The sequence below is a fragment of the Neobacillus sp. KR4-4 genome, from assembly GCF_042136325.1.
Taxonomy (GTDB): domain Bacteria; phylum Bacillota; class Bacilli; order Bacillales; family Cytobacillaceae; genus Neobacillus.
Genome location: NZ_JBHHJU010000006.1, coordinates 84,412 through 101,583, shown reverse-complemented (window position 1 = coordinate 101,583; position 17,172 = coordinate 84,412). Strand labels below are relative to the sequence as shown.

The 17,172-nt window shown below is 41.3% G+C and carries 16 protein-coding genes and 1 tRNA gene; 16 read left to right on the top strand and 1 reads right to left on the bottom strand.

All coding sequences use genetic code 11. The features are described 5' to 3' along the window. The 4 genes from rapZ (at position 1) to ACE198_RS08595 (ending at position 3,253) form a co-directional block, all read left to right on the top strand. Positions 1-894, top strand: coding sequence for an RNase adapter RapZ (rapZ, locus tag ACE198_RS08610; RefSeq protein ID WP_098572321.1), 894 nt, complete (start codon positions 1-3; stop codon positions 892-894). Further along, complete coding sequence (locus tag ACE198_RS08605) at positions 891-1,874, top strand: gluconeogenesis factor YvcK family protein (protein WP_180230016.1); 984 nt, start codon at positions 891-893, stop codon at positions 1,872-1,874. The genes rapZ and ACE198_RS08605 overlap by 4 nt, the downstream gene beginning before the upstream one ends. Before the next feature lie 60 nt (positions 1,875-1,934). Beyond that, positions 1,935-2,885: a DNA-binding protein WhiA gene (gene whiA / locus ACE198_RS08600; RefSeq protein ID WP_098572322.1), complete on the top strand. Its 951-nt coding sequence runs from the start codon at positions 1,935-1,937 to the stop codon at positions 2,883-2,885. A gap of 110 nt (positions 2,886-2,995) precedes the next feature. Then, complete coding sequence (locus ACE198_RS08595; RefSeq protein ID WP_026567793.1) at positions 2,996-3,253, top strand: HPr family phosphocarrier protein; 258 nt, start codon at positions 2,996-2,998, stop codon at positions 3,251-3,253. 126 nt (positions 3,254-3,379) lie between these two features. Here the strand turns inward: ACE198_RS08595 and clpP are convergent, their stop codons facing one another. Then, positions 3,380-3,988: an ATP-dependent Clp endopeptidase proteolytic subunit ClpP gene (gene clpP, locus ACE198_RS08590; RefSeq protein WP_098572323.1), complete on the bottom strand. Its 609-nt coding sequence runs from the start codon at positions 3,986-3,988 to the stop codon at positions 3,380-3,382. A gap of 204 nt (positions 3,989-4,192) precedes the next feature. Here clpP and ACE198_RS08585 point away from each other — a divergent pair. The 12 genes from ACE198_RS08585 (at position 4,193) to rnr (ending at position 17,078) form a co-directional block, all read left to right on the top strand. Then, positions 4,193-4,264: transfer RNA gene (locus ACE198_RS08585), tRNA-Arg, on the top strand. 132 nt (positions 4,265-4,396) lie between these two features. Next, on the top strand, positions 4,397-5,719 hold the full coding sequence (gene rpoN / locus ACE198_RS08580; protein ID WP_098572324.1) for an RNA polymerase factor sigma-54: 1,323 nt from the start codon (positions 4,397-4,399) through the stop codon (positions 5,717-5,719). Between the two features lie 14 nt (positions 5,720-5,733). Further along, a complete protein-coding gene (locus ACE198_RS08575) occupies positions 5,734-5,997 on the top strand; it encodes a glutaredoxin family protein (RefSeq protein ID WP_098572325.1) in 264 nt (87 codons plus the stop codon). 128 nt (positions 5,998-6,125) lie between these two features. Continuing rightward, the gene (locus ACE198_RS08570) at positions 6,126-7,148 is read left to right on the top strand and encodes a sugar-binding transcriptional regulator (protein WP_098572326.1); all 1,023 of its coding nucleotides are present in this window, start codon (positions 6,126-6,128) and stop codon (positions 7,146-7,148) included. A 51-nt stretch (positions 7,149-7,199) separates the two neighbouring features. Next, positions 7,200-8,207, top strand: coding sequence for a type I glyceraldehyde-3-phosphate dehydrogenase (gap, locus tag ACE198_RS08565; protein WP_098572327.1), 1,008 nt, complete (start codon positions 7,200-7,202; stop codon positions 8,205-8,207). 142 nt (positions 8,208-8,349) lie between these two features. Further along, positions 8,350-9,534: a phosphoglycerate kinase gene (locus ACE198_RS08560; RefSeq protein WP_251458073.1), complete on the top strand. Its 1,185-nt coding sequence runs from the start codon at positions 8,350-8,352 to the stop codon at positions 9,532-9,534. Between the two features lie 271 nt (positions 9,535-9,805). After that, a complete protein-coding gene (gene tpiA, locus ACE198_RS08555; RefSeq protein WP_098572329.1) occupies positions 9,806-10,567 on the top strand; it encodes a triose-phosphate isomerase in 762 nt (253 codons plus the stop codon). Further along, positions 10,560-12,092 (top strand): 2,3-bisphosphoglycerate-independent phosphoglycerate mutase, encoded by a 1,533-nt coding sequence (gpmI, locus tag ACE198_RS08550; RefSeq protein ID WP_375375227.1) that lies wholly within the window; start codon positions 10,560-10,562, stop codon positions 12,090-12,092. The genes tpiA and gpmI overlap by 8 nt, the downstream gene beginning before the upstream one ends. Before the next feature lie 25 nt (positions 12,093-12,117). Next, positions 12,118-13,416 carry a phosphopyruvate hydratase gene (gene eno / locus ACE198_RS08545; RefSeq protein ID WP_098572331.1) on the top strand — a complete coding sequence of 433 codons (1,299 nt, stop codon included), beginning with the start codon at positions 12,118-12,120 and terminating at the stop codon, positions 13,414-13,416. Positions 13,417-13,566: 150 nt separating this feature from the next. Continuing rightward, positions 13,567-13,800, top strand: coding sequence for a preprotein translocase subunit SecG (secG, locus tag ACE198_RS08540; RefSeq protein ID WP_098572332.1), 234 nt, complete (start codon positions 13,567-13,569; stop codon positions 13,798-13,800). Positions 13,801-13,950: 150 nt separating this feature from the next. Then, positions 13,951-14,697: an alpha/beta hydrolase gene (locus ACE198_RS08535; RefSeq protein ID WP_375375226.1), complete on the top strand. Its 747-nt coding sequence runs from the start codon at positions 13,951-13,953 to the stop codon at positions 14,695-14,697. A 26-nt stretch (positions 14,698-14,723) separates the two neighbouring features. Further along, positions 14,724-17,078, top strand: a complete 2,355-nt coding sequence (rnr, locus tag ACE198_RS08530; protein ID WP_375375225.1) for a ribonuclease R — start codon at positions 14,724-14,726, stop codon at positions 17,076-17,078. Positions 17,079-17,172: the final 94 nt, after the last annotated feature.

The window sequence follows — 17,172 nt, the reverse complement described above, 5'->3', positions numbered from 1 at the left end:
ATGAGTACCGGTGCGGTAAATGACATACAAATGGTCATTATTACAGGAATGTCTGGTGCAGGAAAAACTGTTGCCATTCAAAGTTTTGAAGATTTAGGGTTCTTCTGTGTCGATAATCTGCCTCCAACCCTGCTTCCAAAATTCCTTGAACTTATGAAGGAATCCGGGAATAAGATGAATAAAGTTGCTCTCGTGATGGACCTGCGGGGCAGAGAATTCTTTGATCATCTCTTTAAAGCATTAGATGAATTGGCAGAAACCTCCTGGGTAGCCCCGAGGATCTTATTTTTAGATGCAGATGATTCCACATTAGTGCGCAGATATAAGGAAACAAGGCGGTCACATCCACTCGCACAGACAGGTCTGCCGTTAGAAGGTATAACGCTTGAGCGCGAGCTTCTTGAAGAACTGAAAGGCAGGGCTCAAGTGATTTACAATACTTCCCTGATGAAACCTAGGGAACTTCGTGAGAAAATATTAACTGAATTTACCGCGAATAAACAATCAATCTTTACAGTCAATGTCATGTCATTCGGCTTTAAGTATGGAATTCCCATTGATGCGGATCTAGTGTTTGATGTGCGCTTCTTGCCAAACCCTCATTATATTGAGCATATGAGACCTAAAACAGGATTAGATGAAGATGTCTCCGGCTATGTATTAAAATGGAATGAAACGCATAAGTTCTTAGAAAAAGTAACCGACCTGCTTTCCTTCATGCTTCCACATTATAAGCGAGAGGGGAAAGCCCAGCTAGTCATTGCAATTGGCTGTACAGGTGGACAGCATCGTTCCGTAACGCTGGCTGAGTATCTAGGTAAATTTTTCGAAAAGGACTACAAGACATGTATTTCTCATCGTGACATTGAGAGGAGAAAGGAAAAAACTACATGAGCATTTACGGACAGCCTCGAATTGTCGTCATTGGCGGGGGAACCGGATTACCAGTTTTATTGCGAGGATTAAAACAGTATCCAGTCGATATTACCGCCATAGTGACAGTCGCGGATGACGGCGGCAGTTCAGGACGTTTGCGTGAGGACTTGCATATTCCTCCTCCTGGTGACATCCGCAATGTTTTAGCGTCATTATCGGATGTGGAACCGCTCGTTGAGGAAATGTTTCAGCATCGATTTAAAACATCGAATGAGCTTTCCGGACATTCGCTTGGCAATTTAATCCTAGCGGCGATGACCTCGATTACAGGTAATTTTGTTCACGCCATTCAGGAAATGAGCAAGATTTTAAATGTTCACGGCAAAGTTTTGCCTGCAGCCAATCAAAGTGTTGTTCTTCATGCAGAAATGGAAGACGGGACAATTGTCTCAGGGGAATCGAAAATTCCCTACTCTGGGAAAAGAATTAAGAAAGTATTTATGACGCCGGAGAATATTCGACCTTTACCAGAGACTATTCAAGCGATTCGTCAAGCCGATTTAATCATAATTGGACCAGGAAGTTTATATACAAGCATTCTGCCAAATCTACTCGTTCCCAAAATCGGGGATGAGCTGTGCCGCTCCCATGCCAAAAAGGTCTATATCTGTAATTTAATGACCCAGGCCGGGGAAACGCATGGTTTTTCAGCAAGTGATCATGTAAAAGCCTTATATGATCATATGAGCTGTGCATTTATTAATACCATCCTTGTGAACAATGAAGAAATTCCACAGGACATCCAGCTCCGTTATAATGAAGAGTTGGCCGATCCTGTTGTCTACGATTTGCCGCAACTGTTTGAATTAGGGCTCGAAGTGGTTCATGCGGATATTGCTTACCAAGAAAATGGCGCATTACGTCATGACCCGAAAAAAGTGGCAAAAATATTATATAATTTGCTTTTAGTTGAAACCAAAAAGCGTTATGAAACGTAATTATAGTAACTATTAAAAAACGCATAAATCTAGTGTGTTTTTAGTATGGAGGGGAAAGGGATGTCTTTCGCTTCGGAAACGAAAAAAGAATTAACTAACTTAGAAGTGAAAACGTGCTGTATTCAAGCAGAGTTATCAGCTCTCATTCGGATGAATGGTTCCCTTTCATTCTCAAATCGAAAGTTAGTAGTTGATATTCAAACCGAAAATGCTGCGATTGCCAGAAGAATTTATACATTAATAAAAAAGAGTTATGATGTCCAAGTCGAGCTGCTTGTTCGGAAGAAGATGCGTTTGAAAAAAAACAATGTCTATATTGTCCGTTTATCCCAGCAAGCAAAGGAAATTCTCGAGGATACCAAAATCATCGGTGAAGGTTTTACGATTATTCACGATATTTCACCAGAACTTGTAAAGAAGAAATGTTGTAAGCGTTCTTATCTCCGCGGTGCATTTCTAGCAGGCGGATCTGTCAATAATCCAGAGACATCCTCCTATCATTTGGAGATTGCTTCGCTTTATAAAGAACACAATGATTCTTTATGCGAATTGATGAATACATTTGGGCTTAATAGCAAAACACTTGAACGCAAGAAAGGTTATATTACCTACTTAAAAGAAGCAGAGAAAATAACCGAGTTTTTAAATATTGTTGGTGCCCATAACGCACTCCTGCGCTTCGAGGATGTTCGAATTGTTCGTGATATGCGCAATTCAGTCAATCGGCTTGTAAATTGCGAAACCGCCAATCTTAATAAAACAATTGGTGCTTCGATTCGGCAGGTCGAGAATATACGCTATATCGACCAGACAGTCGGTCTGCAAATTTTACCTGAGAAGTTAAGAGAAATTGCAGAACTCCGCTTAAATTATACCGATGTAACCCTTAAGGAATTGGGGGAAATGGTTTCTGGCGGTGCGATCAGTAAGTCTGGGATTAATCATCGTTTGAGAAAAATTGATGCTATCGCGGAAAGGCTTCGTATAGGGGATATGATGATCTCAGAATAGAAAATTCTTTCATAAGTAATCTTGTGAAAGCCATAACATGAGCTGGTAGTAAATTTTTTGAATAAGCTTCAAGAAATATAGACGAAAAAAACATGAGGAGGAATTGTATAATGTTAGTGAAACAAGTAGAAGTGAAATTGAAAACTGGTCTTCAAGCACGTCCAGCAGCCCTTTTTGTCCAAGAAGCCAATCGGTTCTCTGCGGATATTTTCCTGGAGAAGGATGGAAAGAAAGTTAATGCGAAGAGCATTATGGGCTTAATGAGTCTTGCGGTTGGCTCTGGTGTCATGATTGATATCGTGGCAGATGGTGACGATGAAGCATCCGCGATTGAAGCATTGGCTGATTTTATTCAAAAAGAACAGTAATATATTTACGGCCGGTTCCATATGGGACCGGCCGTTTTATTATTTGGCTGTGTTTAACTTGTCTGTTGATTTCCGTTCCAGAATAATAAAAAAGCAACCGGTCGATGCCGATTGCTTCTTTGTTACTTATTTATTTTTCTTCTCATCATCAATTAGATTACGTGTGATGATGTGGTCGATTAAACCATATTCTTTTGCACGTTCGGCAGTCATGAAGTTGTCGCGGTCTGTATCTTTGGCAATTACTTCAAGAGGCTGGCCTGTCCGTTCTGATAAAATACCATTTAATTTTTCACGAAGGAAGAGGATACGCTTTGCAGCAATTTCGATTTCAGTTGCTTGTCCTTGTGCACCGCCTAGTGGTTGGTGAATCATAACTTCCGCATTTGGAAGGGCATAACGCTTGCCTGGTTCACCAGCTGCAAGTAAGAATGCACCCATAGATGCAGCCATACCAATACAAATCGTTTGAACTTTTGGCTTGATGAATTGCATAGTATCATAAATCGCCATACCAGCTGTGATGCTGCCGCCTGGGCTGTTGATATATAAAGAAATATCTTTTTCAGGATTATCCGCTTCAAGGAATAATAATTGTGCTACAATGCTGTTAGCAACATGGTCGTCGATGGCGCTTCCCAGCATAATAATCCGGTCTTTTAACAGACGGGAGTAAATGTCATAAGCTCGCTCGCCCCGGTTTGTTTGTTCAATTACTGTAGGGATCAAATTCATTTTTCTTCCTCCTTTGATTGTAAAGGTAATAGTAATATGTATTGTTATCATACACTGATGGTCAATAAAGGTCAAACAATTTGACTATAAAATTGTTCGACAACTTTCCCTAATCTATCATAACCATTTTTAAGAATTTTAAACTAAATCTTTACTTGCAAAGTGTGGGAAACTGGCATATAATATGTAAGTCGTTAGAATTTAGCGCTCGTGGTGCAACGGATAGCACGCAAGCCTCCGAAGCTTGAAATGCAGGTTCGATTCCTGCCGAGCGCATCACTAAAGCCTCCTGTTTTATTGAATGGGAGGTTTTTTTATTGGAAAAAATCATCCTAATCTCCTAGTTTATCATTTTCCATTCCCGAATTTCCGTCCATCGTGTAAAATAGAATGCAGGGGGGATATGAAATGAACTTAAAGGCTGGTTTGTGGCAGCAGCAAACATTAAAATTAGCAATGACACAGGAGTTATCTCAGGCCATTGCATTGTTGCAGTACTCTGCCCAAGAGTTAACTGCTTTTTTAGACGATAAGGCACTTGAAAATCCCCTATTGCAGGTTGAACATAGCAATATTAAGCCGATGAATCCACTCATTGACCGAAATCGCCGGAAGAACCAAAAAGTGGAAAAGGACTGGATTGAGCAAATTGCCGATAAACCCTTTTCACTTGAAGAGTATCTACTATCACAATTAAAAATAACGAATTTATCAGCGGAACAATTAACTGTTATTCGCCGTCTGATTCAGAACCTTGATGAAAACGGTTACTTTACAGGCGACCTTCATGAAATCTCCCAAAAGCTAAGAGTAAAGGAAGATGTCGTGGAAGAATGCTTGGCTATTATCCAAACATTGGAGCCTGCGGGGATTGGTGCAAGAAACCTGCAAGAGTGCCTGCAGATGCAGATCTATTATCAGAATCCAAATAATGAACTGGCTCAAAAAATTATCTCTGAATATTTTTTACCGTTCGCTGAAAAAAAGTGGAAGCCAATTGCAAAGGAACTAAAAGTAACTCTTAAAGAGATCCAGGATATTTTTGACCAAATTCAATCCTTGAACCCAAAGCCGGGAACTATTCTAGGTAAGGAAGCAACCACATACATTATCCCGGATGCAATCATCGAGCACTCAAGCGACGGACTTACAGTAAGGATGTCTGATGAATCACTGCCAAGGATTAGCCTAAATGAGCAGTATTATCATAAATTCAAAAATCAGGACCAACAGGTAAGCCGTTTCCTGCAGGATAAACTACAGGATTACAATTGGATTCAAAAAAGTATAGAGCAGCGAAAAGAGACACTAACTAAGGTCATTGCCAAAATTATTGAAAAGCAGGAAGCATTTTTTCAAAAAGGTTCCAATAATTTAGTACCGATGACGATGAAGGAAATTGCCGGAGAACTGAATATCCATGAATCAACCGTTAGTCGAGCGGTTCGAGAAAAATATGTGCAAACACCATACGGGACCTTCCCGCTAAAATCATTTTTTACAAGTACAATACAAACCGTTTCGGAGGATGAAAATACCTCATCCACACAAGTAAAGAAGAAAATCTCAACATTAATAGAAAATGAGAATAAACAGAAACCTCTTTCGGATCAAGATATTGTGGAACAATTAAAAATCGAGGAAGGCATGGTCGTTTCAAGAAGAACCATTGCTAAATATCGAGATCAGTTGGGAATTCCGTCCTCATCAAAAAGGAAAAGGTTTGACTGAAAGGAAACGAAATGATGGAACAAACGATAATCACGTTTTACACAAGGAAAAGCTGTCCGCTTTGTGAGAAAGCAAAGTCCACACTGCAAGAACTTAGCAAAGATTGGGATTTCACTTTAGAAGAAATTGATATTGAATCCAGTGATGAATTAACCGAACAATACGGTTTAATGATTCCTGTCGTTCAAATTGATGGAGTGGAAGTAGGTTTTGGTGTCATTAACAAATTTGACATAAGTAACCGTTTGCATGAAAAAAAAGCCAATCTAAACAGTTGAAATAGGTTTTCACTCCTGTTACAATAAAAAACGTAGCAGGGGTTATTTTTTTTGGATGTAGCGGGACATAATATGTCTATGGTGGACATTTTTAGACCAACTACATATAATAAAGGAGCATGAGCTTCATGCAGTCATTAATCGATATCCAGAAAAGACTATTACCCGATCTCCTTCAGGTCCTTCAGAAGAGATATTCTATCCTAAGATATATTGGTTTTATGCAACCGGTAGGAAGAAGGAGTTTAGCGGTTAGCTTGGGATATACGGAAAGAGTCCTTCGAGGCGAAGTAGAATTCCTAAGGGAGCAAAATTTAATTTACACAAATAATGTGGGAATGAGTTTAACACCTGAAGGAAAAAATTTGCTCGAAGACTTAGAAGGCTTTATGCGTGAATTAAAAGGTATTGATGTGATGGAGTTGGAATTAAAACACCGACTCGGTATTAAAAAAGTCATCATTGTGCCAGGCGATAGTGATGAATCGCCGATGGTAAAAGGTGAACTTGGCAAGGCATGTGCGGTGTGCATGAAAAAGTTACTCGGCGGAAAAAATATCATTGCTGTAACTGGCGGTTCAACGATGGCTGCTGTCGCAGAAAGACTTTCACCCGAGTATCCCCAGAAAGAACTACTATTTGTCCCAGCAAGAGGCGGAGTAGGCGAGGATGTTCACAATCAAGCAAATACGATTTGCTCGATCATGTCGAAAAACACCCATGCGAAACATCGAGTGCTATATGTACCTGACCAGGTTAGTACTGAAATTTATGAATCACTCATCAAAGAACCTGACATTCATGAGGTATTAAAACTAATTAAATCAGCAAGCATGGTTCTTCATGGGATTGGGGATGCTATCACAATGGCTGAGCGGCGCAAAACGAATCCAGAAGTTTTGCATAAGCTGGAAAATCAACAAGCTGTGGGTGAAGCATTCGGCTATTATTTTAACGAACAAGGCGAAATCGTTCAAAAGGTGTCAACGATTGGACTGCAGTTAGAAGATTTAGTTCACATTCCAAATGTCATCGCTGTTGCCGGCGGGGGCTCGAAGGCAAAAGCCATTAAAGCTTACTTAAAACAAGCACCGGAATCAACCATCTTAATCACAGATGAGGGTGCAGCAAGAAAGTTATTAAAAGGGTAAATCCTTTTTAAAATAAAAACATCCTTACCCAATTAAAGGAGGAAATTTATTATGTCAGTAAAAGTTGGTATTAACGGATTTGGACGTATCGGTCGTAACGTTTTTCGTGCGGCATTAAACAATAGCAATGTTGAGATCGTTGCGATTAATGATTTAACTGATGCAAACATGCTTGCACACCTTTTAAAATATGACACTGTTCACGGAACTCTTGCAGAAGACGTAACAGTTGATGGTGAATACTTAGTAGTTGGCGGACACAAAGTGAAAGTTCTTGCAGAACGCGATCCTGCACAATTAGGCTGGGGCGGTCTAGGTGTTGACGTAGTAGTTGAATCAACAGGCCGTTTCACAAAGCGTGAAGATGCTGCGAAACATCTTGAAGCAGGTGCGAAAAAAGTAATCATTTCTGCACCAGCATCTAACGAAGATATCACAATCGTAATGGGTGTTAACGAAGATCAATATGATGCTAATAACCACCATGTTATTTCTAATGCTTCTTGTACTACAAACTGTCTTGCTCCGTTTGCAAAAGTATTAAATGATACTTTTGGAATCAAACGCGGTATGATGACAACTATTCACTCTTACACAAATGACCAACAAATCCTTGACTTGCCACACAAGGACTACCGTCGTGCTCGTGCAGCAGCTGAGAACATGATTCCTACTTCAACTGGTGCAGCAAAAGCTGTTTCCCTTGTTTTACCTGAACTTAAAGGTAAATTAAACGGTATGGCTATCCGCGTTCCAACTCCGAACGTATCTGTAGTTGACCTAGTTGCAGAATTAGAAAGAGATGTAACTGCTGATGAAGTGAACTCTGCATTAAAAGCAGCAGCTGAAGGTCCATTAAAAGGAATTCTAGCATACAGCGATCTTCCATTAGTTTCTACTGACTACAACGGAGCTCCTGTATCTTCAACAATCGATGCATTATCAACAATGATTCTTGAAGGCAACATGGTAAAGGTATTATCTTGGTACGATAACGAAGTTGGTTACTCTAACCGCGTTGTTGACCTATGTGACTACCTTGCACAAAAAGGACTTTAATATATCGGACGGACGATGATTGATTTTTCAATCATACGAAGTTAATCATACAAAGGTTTTCCAAAGGGGAGCGGGGAGTATATGCCCCCCTCCCCTTTTTACTGATTTTATGCTGAATTTTCAATATTTTAGGAGGTCCTTTATGAATAAGAAAACGCTCAAAGATGTTGATGTAAAAGGGAAACGTGTATTTTGCCGAGTTGATTTTAATGTTCCAATGCAGGATGGGAAAATCACTGATGAAACGCGGATTCGTGCAGCCCTTCCAACGATTCAATACTTAGTAGATCAAGGCGCTAAGGTTATTCTAGCGAGCCACTTCGGCCGTCCAAAAGGGAAAGTAGTAGAAGAAATGCGCTTGACTCCAGTCGGTGTCCGACTTTCTGAACTGCTTGGTAAAGACGTGAAGAAGGCTGATGAAGCGTATGGTGATTCTGTGAAAGCATTGATTGAAACGATGACTGAAGGCGATGTTTTGCTTCTTGAAAATGTTCGTTTCTATCCAGGCGAAGAAAAGAACGATCCAGAGTTGGCCAAATCTTTTGCTGAATTAGCAGATGTTTATGTAAATGATGCCTTTGGTGCAGCGCACCGTGCCCATGCATCAACCGAAGGGATTGCACATATTTTACCAGCGGTTTCCGGACTTTTAATGGAAAAAGAATTAGATGTACTTGGTAAAGCACTTTCTAATCCAGAACGCCCATTTACAGCAATTATCGGTGGCGCAAAAGTAAAGGACAAGATTGGTGTTATTGAAAATCTGTTAGAATTAGTCGACAACTTAATTATTGGCGGCGGACTTGCTTATACTTTCGTGAAAGCACAAGGCCATGAAGTTGGAAAATCATTACTAGAAGCAGATAAGATTGATCTTGCCAATTCATTCATTGAAAAAGCAAAAGCAAAAGGTGTTAATTTCTACATGCCTGTTGATGTTATCGTGGCTGATGATTTCTCAGCAGACGCTAATTCCAAAGTAGTATCTATTGAGGAAATTCCGTCCGATTGGGAAGCACTTGATATTGGACCAAAAACAGCTGAAATATACCGTGACGTTATTCAAAAATCAAAACTAGTGATTTGGAATGGACCAATGGGTGTATTTGAAATTGATAAATTTGCCGGCGGAACAAAGGCAGTAGCAGAAGCACTTGCTGAAGCAGAAGGTACATATTCAGTCATTGGCGGCGGAGACTCTGCAGCAGCCGTTGAAAAATTCAATTTAGCCGATAAAATGAGTCACATCTCCACAGGAGGCGGAGCTTCCCTTGAATTCATGGAAGGCAAAGCACTCCCAGGTGTAGTCGCATTAAACGATAAATAATTTTTTTAGAGTGTGTTAAACATGATTTTGCTACTCTGTTGATTGGAGCGGAAGGCACGTAGACTCCTCGAAAATGCTATCGCATTTTCTTCGTGCGTGGGCGGATTCAAGGAAGAAAATTCAATGTCCTGCGGGAGTACGGGGCAGGGGAGACCCCACAGGCGCTAAAAGCGGCGAGGAGGCTCCCCCGGCACGCCCGCGAACCGCACGTGCTTGGAGCGCAAATCAGCAGCCAAGTTTAATAACCTAAACTATGGAAGGATGTGCCAGTATGCGTAAACCAATTATTGCAGGAAACTGGAAAATGAACAAAACACTTTCAGAAGCAAAAAGCTTTGCAGAAGAAGTAAAAGGACTAGTACCTGCCCCAGAAAAAATGGACTCTGTAATCTGTGCACCAGCATTATTTTTACAAAGTCTAGTAGAAGTAACCGAAGGAACCAATGTTAAAATTGGTGCTCAAAACATGCACTTTGAAGAAAGCGGAGCATTCACAGGCGAAATCAGCCCGAAAGCACTTGCTGACCTTGCTGTTCAATATGTAATCATCGGACATTCAGAACGCCGTGAAATGTTCAATGAAACAGATGAAACAGTAAACAAGAAAGCACTTGCTGCCTTTAAATACAACTTAACTCCAATCGTATGCTGTGGTGAAACATTAGAGCAGCGTGAAAATGGTGAAACCAATCAATTAGTTGGCGATCAAGTGGCAAAAGCCCTTCAAGGCTTATCAGCTGAGCAAGTCAAACAAACCGTCATCGCCTACGAACCAATTTGGGCGATTGGAACAGGTAAATCTTCTACTTCAGCCGATGCGAACGAAGTATGTGCACATATCCGTCAGGTTGTTGCCGGGCAATTCTCACAAGACGTCGCTGATGCGGTAAGAATTCAGTATGGCGGCAGTGTAAAACCAGAGAATATTAAAGAATACATGGCACAACCAGATATCGATGGTGCATTAGTAGGCGGAGCAAGCCTTGAAGCACAATCCTTCTTACAACTATTGGAGGCAGGCAGCTATGAGTAAATCTCCCGTTGCTCTGATCATCCTTGATGGTTTTGGATGCAGGGGCGAAACAAAAGGGAATGCGGTTGCCCAGTCAAAAAAGCCTAATTTTGACCGGTTTTGGAGCGAGTATCCACATTCTCATTTAACAGCGTCTGGGGAGGCTGTGGGTCTTCCTGAAGGACAAATGGGTAACTCTGAGGTTGGACACTTAAACATTGGTGCAGGACGTATTGTGTACCAAAGTTTAACTCGTGTAAACATTGCGATTCGTGAAGGTGAATTTGAAAAAAATGAAACCTTTACAGGCGCGATGGAGCATGTCAAGAAAAATGGCACAGCCCTTCATTTATTCGGATTACTGTCAGACGGCGGTGTCCACAGCCATATTCAGCATATGTTTGCCTTACTAAAGCTGGCAAAAGAAGAAGGCGTGGAAAAGGTGTATGTGCATGCTTTCCTTGACGGCCGTGACGTTGGTCCGAAAACAGCGACGAAATACATCCAAGAGACATTGGACAAAATGAAAGAATACGGTGTGGGTGAATTCGCAACGATTTCAGGGAGATACTACTCTATGGACCGTGATAAGCGTTGGGAGCGTGTCGAAAAATCGTACCGTTCGATGGTCTATGGCGAGGGCCCAACCTATACAAATCCTTTAGATGTTGTGGAAGATTCTTATTCTCATGGAATCTTTGACGAATTCGTGATTCCATCTGTGATTACAAAAGAAGATGGACAGCCTGTTGCTACAATTCAAGAAAATGATGCGGTTATTTTCTATAACTTCCGTCCAGACCGTGCTATTCAAATTTCGAATACATTTACGAATGATGATTTCCGGTCCTTTGACCGTGGGCCAAAGCATCCGAAGGATTTGTTCTTCGTGTGTTTAACTCACTTCAGTGAATCGGTCGATGGATATGTTGCTTTCAAACCAACCAATTTAGATAACACCATTGGTGAAGTATTAGCACAAAACAACTTGAAGCAATTAAGAATTGCTGAAACAGAAAAATATCCACATGTTACCTTCTTTATGAGCGGCGGCCGTGAAGAAAAGTTCCCAGGCGAAGAGCGGATTTTAATCAACTCGCCGAAAGTGGCAACCTACGATCTTCAGCCTGAAATGAGTGCGTACGAAGTAACGGATGCACTTTTAAAAGAAATTCAAGCAGATAAATTTGATGCGATTTTACTAAATTTCGCGAACCCTGACATGGTCGGGCATTCAGGTATGCTTGAGCCTACCATTAAAGCGATTGAGACGGTCGATGAATGCTTAGGAAAAATCGTTGATTTAATTCTAGAAAAAGGCGGTTCTGCTATTATTACCGCTGACCATGGAAATGCCGATGAAGTAATTACACTAGAAGGCGAACCAATGACAGCACATACAACAAACCCAGTGCCGGTAATTGTGACAAAACAAGGAATTCAACTCCGTGAAGGAGGAATTCTTGGGGATTTAGCGCCAACTATGTTAGACTTATTGGGTGTTGAAAAGCCAGCTGAAATGACTGGTACATCATTATTAAAATAACCTAATTATTAAGGAGAGATTTTACATGCCATTTATTGCAGACGTATACGCTCGCGAAGTATTAGATTCCCGCGGTAACCCTACTGTTGAAGTTGAAGTATTTACAGAATCAGGTGCCTTTGGCCGCGCTATGGTTCCAAGTGGTGCTTCTACTGGTGAATATGAAGCAGTGGAACTACGTGATGGAGACAAAGAACGTTACCTTGGAAAAGGTGTTATTAAAGCTGTAGACAACGTAAACGAAATTATCGCTCCACATCTTGTTGGCGAAGAATTCAGCGTTTTAGATCAAGTATCTATTGACCAAGCATTAATCGAGCTTGATGGAACAGATAACAAAGGTAAATTAGGTGCAAACGCAATTCTAGGTGTATCTATGGCGGTTGCTCATGCAGCAGCAAATTACTTAGATATTCCTTTATACCAATACCTTGGCGGATTCAACTCTAAGCAACTTCCAGTTCCAATGATGAACATCGTGAATGGCGGAGAGCATGCGGATAACAACGTGGATATTCAAGAATTCATGATTATGCCTGTTGGCGCTCCAAACTTCAAAGAAGCACTTCGTATGGGCGCAGAAATTTTCCATACATTAAAATCTGTTCTTAAAGGCAAAGGCCTTAACACTGCAGTTGGGGACGAAGGCGGTTTTGCTCCTAACTTAGGATCAAACGAAGAAGCTCTTCAAACCATTGTTGAAGCAATCGAAAAAGCTGGTTACAAGCCAGGTGAAGAAGTAATGCTTGCGATGGATGCTGCATCTTCTGAGTTCTACAACAAAGAAGACGGTAAATACCATCTTGCTGGCGAAGGTGTTGTGAAGACATCTGCAGAAATGGTTGACTGGTACGAAGAACTTTCTTCTAAATACCCAATCGTGTCAATCGAAGACGGTTTAGATGAAAATGACTGGGAAGGCCACAAACTTTTAACAGAACGCCTTGGCAAAAAAGTTCAATTAGTTGGTGATGATTTATTCGTTACTAATACTCGCAAACTTGCTGAAGGTATTGAAAAAGGAATTGGTAACTCCATCCTTATCAAAGTGAACCAAATTGGTACACTTACTGAAACATTTGATGCGATTGAAATGGCAAAACGCGCTGGTTACACAGCGGTTATCTCTCACCGGTCAGGTGAAACAGAAGACAACACGATTGCTGATATCGCTGTTGCAACTAACGCTGGTCAAATCAAAACTGGTGCACCATCTCGTACCGACCGCGTTGCAAAATACAACCAATTGCTTCGCATTGAAGATCAATTAGGTGAAACAGCTCAATACCTTGGCAAGAAAACATTCTACAACTTAAGCAAATAATTTGATGATATAAGAAGGAGCACATTTTTGGATGTGCTCTTTTTTATTTTATGAGGGCGTGAATGTCACAACAAGGACTATTGTCTAAAGCGACAAAATATGATAAATTTAATATACTGTGAATTGTGCGACTAACAGGAGGTGGCCTTTATGCATACATTTTTAGTAATCTTATTAGTGATCGTAAGTATTGGACTTATTGGTGTTGTTTTACTTCAATCTGGTAAAAGTGCTGGATTGTCTGGTGCCATTTCTGGTGGTGCAGAATCTTTATTTGGTAAGCAGAAAGCACGCGGACTTGATTTGATTCTCCATCGTATTACGGTTGTCTTAGCAATCTTGTTTATCTTGCTTGCTATGGCAGTGACTTACTTTAAAATTTAATCATTCACACACAAACCTGGTCCGAGTGGTCAGGTTTTTTGTTTGTTGAAAAAATTATTATCAAAAGCGTGAGCCATATTTCTGGAATGTTCACCATTGCTTTGTTAAAACTAAACTAAAGTGAAATGAAATTAAGGGAGTTTTTATATCATGAAAGTAACTATACCGAAGCCATTTACATTTGAAGGAGGAAAAAGGGCTGTTCTTCTTTTACATGGCTTTACCGGAAACTCAGCGGATGTCCGGATGCTGGGCCGTTTTTTAGAGAAAAAAGGTTATACCTGCCATGCCCCGCACTACAAAGGCCACGGGGTACCGCCCGAAGAGCTTGTTCATACGGGTCCTGAAGATTGGTGGCAAGATGTTATCAATGGCTATGAATTTTTGAAAAATAAAGGTCACTCCGAAATTGCTGTGGCAGGATTATCACTAGGTGGCGTATTTTCGTTGAAATTGGGATACACTGTACCTATAAAAGCAATTATACCAATGTGTGCACCGATGCATATAAAAAGCGAAGAGGTCATGTACGAGGGAATTCTTGAATATGCTCGTGAATTTAAAAATCGTGAAGGAAAATCAAACGAGCAAATCGAAATGGAAATGAACGAGTTTAAGAAAACACCAATGAAAACATTAAAGGCCTTACAGGCATTGATCGCAGATGTGCGTGAAAATGTGGATATGATATATGCACCCACATTTGTTGTGCAGGCACGTCATGACAAGATGATTAACACGGAAAGTGCGAACATTATTTACAACGAAATCGAATCAGTCATAAAGGAATTAAAATGGTATGAAGAATCCGGTCATGTCATCACACTCGACAAAGAGCGTGAGCAATTACATGAGGATGTGTATAGCTTTTTAGAAAAGTTAGACTGGCACGATTAACTCGGAAACTACAAAGGAGGATTAGTTTGGAAGATAATATACAAAAGCATATAGACAAGGTATTACAATACATGAAGGATGAAGCGTACAAGCCATTAACCGTTCAAGAGCTGGAAACTGCCTTTGGTATCCAAGACTCCAGTGATTTTAAGGAATTTGTAAAAGCATTGGTGCAAATGGAAGAAAAGGGCCTAGTGGTGAGAACGCGCAGTAACCGCTACGGACTTCCAGAGAAAATGAACTTAATTCGCGGCAAGCTGATCGGTCATGCCAAAGGGTTTGCCTTTGTCGCGCCAGATGAACCGGGAATGGATGATATTTTCATTCCGCCAAATGAAACAAACACCGCGATGCACGGGGATATAGTCTTAGCTCGTGTCTCCTCTGAAAGCACGGGGCAGCGCCGGGAAGGAAGTATTATCCGGATCATTGAACGCGGTGTACAGCAAATTGTGGGAACCTATGTGGAAAGCAAAAGCTTTGGCTTTGTCATTCCAGATGATAAGAAGTTTGCTAGTGATATCTTTATCCCAAAGGCAGCCTCCAAAGGTGCAGTCGAAGGGCATAAAGTGGTTGTTAAGCTAATCACCTATCCAGAAGGACGGAAGAGTGCTGAGGGCGAAGTGATTACCGTCCTCGGCCACAAAAACGATCCGGGCGTGGACATCCTTTCAGTCATACATAAGCACGGGTTACCAATGTCCTTTCCGGATGAAGTGTTAAGACAAGCAAACGAGGTGCCTGACACCATCGATGAAAGTGAATTGGCCAATCGCCGCGACTTAAGGAACGAAACCATTGTGACGATTGACGGGGCGGACGCTAAGGACCTTGATGATGCGGTAACTGTTACTAAGCTTGAAAACGGCAATTATAAGCTCGGTGTTCACATTGCGGACGTCAGCTATTATGTAAAAGAAGGCACTCCGATCGATCTAGAAGCGGAAGAACGGGCAACTAGTGTGTACTTAGTGGACCGCGTAATCCCGATGATTCCGCATCGTTTATCAAATGGAATCTGCTCGTTAAATCCAAAAGTGGACCGGCTCGTTCTATCCTGTGAAATGGAGATTACCTCGGAGGGCGCCGTTGTTTCGCATGAAATTTTCCAATCTGTGATTAAAACAACCGAGCGGATGACCTATCATGATGTGAATCTCATTTTGGCTGAACATGATGAAGAAACCCGTGCCAGGTATGAACCACTCGTGCCTATGTTTGAAATGATGGAAGAGTTGGCTGCCATCCTACGAAACAAGCGGATGAAGCGTGGCGCGATTGACTTTGATTTTAAAGAATCAAAGGTACTTGTAGATGAGGAAAGCAAGCCGATCGATGTCGTTCTTCGCGAACGGTCTGTAGCGGAAAGATTAATCGAAGAGTTTATGCTTGCAGCGAACGAAACGGTGGCTGAGCATTTTCACTGGATGGAAGTTCCCTTTATCTACCGTATTCACGAAGATCCAAAAGAAGATAAGTTGCGGAGATTTTTTGAGTTCATCACGAACTTCGGCTATATTGTAAAAGGTACTGCCAATGATGTGCACCCAAGAGCCCTTCAAGAAATTATTGAAGAAGTTCAAGGAAAACCGGAGGAAATGGTAATTTCAACTGTCATGCTGCGGTCAATGCAACAGGCAAAATACGATCCGGAGAGCCTTGGTCATTTCGGATTATCAACCGAGTTCTATACTCATTTCACTTCACCAATCCGTCGCTATCCGGATACGATCGTTCATCGCTTAATTCGTACCTATTTAATTGAAGGAAAGCTGGATTCGACCACACAGGAGAAATGGAATGTACGCTTGCCAGAGATCGCTGATCATTCTTCAAAAATGGAGCGCCGCGCAGTTGATGCTGAGCGGGAAACCGATGAATTGAAGAAAGCGGAGTATATGGAGGACAAAATTGGCGTTGAATATGATGGGATTATTAGCTCTGTAACGAATTTCGGAATGTTTGTGGAGCTGCCAAATACGATTGAAGGTCTCGTTCATGTCAGCTATATGACTGATGATTATTATCGTTTTGACGAGCGTCATTTTGCGATGATTGGCGAGCGGACAGGAAACGTCTTCCGAATTGGTGACGAGATTACCGTCCGGGTGGTTAAGGTAAATAAAGATGAACGCTCCATCGATTTTGAAATTGTCGGCATGAAAGGAACACGCCGGGAACGTGTTGACACGCCAAGGGTTTTCAGTACGGGCAGCGAATCCAAGAAACCACGGAGAAATAAACAGCAGAGCGGCGGACGTGGTCAAGGCGGCAGCGCTAAGTCTGAAGGCGGCAACGGCCAAAGCAATAAAGCAAAGAAAAAACGTAAATTTTATGATAATGTGCCAAAAAATAAAAGTAATAAGCGGAAAAACAAATAAGTATTACGTTTTAACTTTTTGTTTATATTCGAAGAAGAAAAACACACGTTTCTCGTGTGTTTCAGACTGTCGACAAATCCGAAGGATTTCGGGT